Here is a 2450-nt window from a genome sequence, read left to right as displayed (position 1 = left end):
CCCCACCCCCCCCCCCCCCCCCCCCGCGGACGCGTCCGCTCAACGCTTCAGCGAGCGCAGCACCTGGCGGGACTCGGCGCGGCGGTCCCAGGCGACGGCGGCGAACACGACCGCGAACCCCACGGGCAGCAGCGCCCACGCCGGCTCCAGCACCAGCAGCTGCGTGAGGGCGGCGCCGCCCATCAGGCCGATCAGCCCGGCCGCGGCGAGCCCCGCCAGCCGCGGGACGACCAGCCCGATCGCGCCGGCGGCCTCCGCGGTCCCGGTCAGGTACCGCAGCCACTGGCCCCAGCCGATCTCCTCGAAGGTCCTGACGGCGTCGGCCTGACCGGCGAACTTCGGCAGCGCCGAGGCGAAGAACAGGAACGCGGCGAGCAGGATCTGCGCGCCCCACAGCACCTTGCGCAGCGTGCGGCGGTCCCCGGCGGAGGAAGAGGCGGTCGTCGAGCGGGTGGCGGTGACGCGGGTGGTGGTGTGGGTCTGGGCGCTCATGGCGGCGGTCCTTCCGTGCGGTGTCTCATCGGCCTTTCACTGACGCGTCGCACGGCCGGCCGCCGGATCGACATCCCGCCCCAGATTTCTTCGAGATATTTTCTGCGGCCGTGTCAGCGCAGGTGAGAGGTGGTGGACTTCACCGCGGAGAGGCGTCAGGCGTCGCGCGGGTAGCGGGCGCGGACGGCGTCGACGCACCGGTCCCGCGACACCGGTCCCGCGAACCGCAGCCGGTCGTAGGCGGTGAACGGCGGCTCCAGCGCGTCGAGCTCGTCGACCAGCGCGTGCAGCCGCCGCGTCCACGCCGGCGTCCCGGCGTCCGGCTCCGCCGGCGCCGCCTCGATCGCGGCGACCAGGGCGTCCTTGTGCCGGATGTTGCGCGGCGTCACCGAGCGCAGGCACACGTACTGCCCGTCGAGGTAGGCCGCCCATTCCGCCTCGGCGGTGGCCGGGTCGTCCCAGTGCGCGAGGAACCAGCCCTTCAGCGCGTCGACGCCTCCCGCCTGCTCGGCGAGGGCGAACAGGTCCCGGGGCACCATCTGCGCGCCGTCGGAGCGCAGGTAGCCGGGCAGGGGCAGCCTGCCCGCCAGCATCAGCCGCCGCACCTGGTCGGCGTCGCGGCCTGCGGCGCGGCACAGGTCCTCCAGGTCGGTGAACCAGGCGGTGACGTAGGCGTCGTCGGCGGCGGTCATCGGGTGGTCGCCGTTGACCTCCCGGAACCGCGCCGCCAGACGCGCCTTCAACTCGGGGTCGCTCATACGCGGACGCTAGCCCGCGGTCGGTTCGCCGGCCGCCGAAACATCACCGCGCGGCGTTCACCAGGGTGACAGCACGAGCGCCTGGACGGCCAGCGCGGTCACCGCCTGCGCCGCCAGCCACGCCCGCACCCGGGAGCGGTCGACGGCGGCGGCGGCCGTGAGCCAGGCGGCGAACGGCACCCAGATCCGCTCGACCTCGCCGCGCGTGACGCCGGACGCGTCCAGGACCAGCACGCCGAGCAGCGCCGCACCCGCCAGCGCCGCCACCGTGGCCGCCGGGGCGACCGCCCGGGACCGCGTGCCCCGTCCCAGCACGCCCCTCCACAGGTCGCCCCGGCACAGTTCGGTCAGCATGCGCGGCAGCGCGTGCGCCACCGCCGGACCGGTCAGCAGGCCCAGCACCGCCAGGTTCGCGAACAGGAAGTAGGCGTAGGAACGCTGCGCCGATCCGCGGCTGACCAGGTAGGTGTCCAGGGTGGCGCGGACGCCGTCGGGCCACCAGAACCCCAGCAGCGTGAACGCGGCGGGAACCACCGCCAGCCCGGCGCCGGCGGCCGCGAGCGCCCGCGCCCGCGGACGGCCCAGCACCACGACCGCGAGCGGCACCGCGAACAGCGGCAGCAGCCCGTAGCTCAGATACGGCAGGCATCCCAGCAGCAGCCCGCCCGCCGCGGCCGGGACGAGCGCCCGGTTCCGCTCGCCGCGCGCGGCGAGCGCGAGCAGTGCCGTGCCCCAAGCCGCGACGGCCAGGAAGAACGCGTCCATCGCCGTCGCGGTCCACACCGCCAGCGGCGCCAGCGCCAGGAACGGCACCGCGGCCCGCGCCGCGCGCTCCCCCGCCAGGCACCGCACCGTCACCGCGATCGCCGCCGCCGCCGACGTCCCGGCGGCGATGATGAGCGCCGCCGCCCAGCCGGTGCCGCCGAGACCGGCCTTCTCCAGCCCCCACAGCACCAGCATCGGCAGCGGCGGATGCCCCCGCACGTGCGTGGTGTAGCCGCCGAGCCGCTCGGTGAACGTCCGCAGCCATTCCAGCGGGTCGGGGCGCAGCTGGGACAGGCCCGCCGGGTACTCGGTCGGGGCCTCCAGCGGCCGGGCGAGCGCGTCGTGCCGTGCCGGTCGTCGGCGGTGACCCCCAGCCGGTAGGGCCTGGCGCGGTGCCAGAAGAGCTCGCCTCGCGGGCCGGGCACCACGGACGCC

General features: G+C 76.2%; 3 protein-coding genes. All 3 read right to left on the bottom strand.

Features of this window, described 5'->3' with window-relative positions; genetic code table 11:
- Nucleotides 1–39: 39 nt before the first annotated feature.
- Complete coding sequence (locus AB0K37_RS41685; RefSeq protein ID WP_363991639.1) at nucleotides 40–492, bottom strand: DoxX family protein; 453 nt, start codon at nucleotides 490–492, stop codon at nucleotides 40–42.
- Nucleotides 493–647: 155 nt separating this feature from the next.
- Nucleotides 648–1250, bottom strand: a complete 603-nt coding sequence (locus AB0K37_RS41680; protein ID WP_363991637.1) for a DUF6058 family natural product biosynthesis protein — start codon at nucleotides 1248–1250, stop codon at nucleotides 648–650.
- Nucleotides 1251–1307: 57 nt separating this feature from the next.
- On the bottom strand, nucleotides 1308–2450 hold a 1143-nt coding region (locus AB0K37_RS41675; protein WP_363991634.1), incomplete at its 5' end, for a hypothetical protein.

This window comes from Actinomadura sp. NPDC049753 (assembly GCF_040674655.1).
Taxonomy (GTDB): domain Bacteria; phylum Actinomycetota; class Actinomycetes; order Streptosporangiales; family Streptosporangiaceae; genus Spirillospora; species Spirillospora verrucosospora.
The sequence above is the reverse complement of the archived record's forward strand: the minus strand, read 5'-3'. Positions and strand labels throughout refer to the sequence as shown.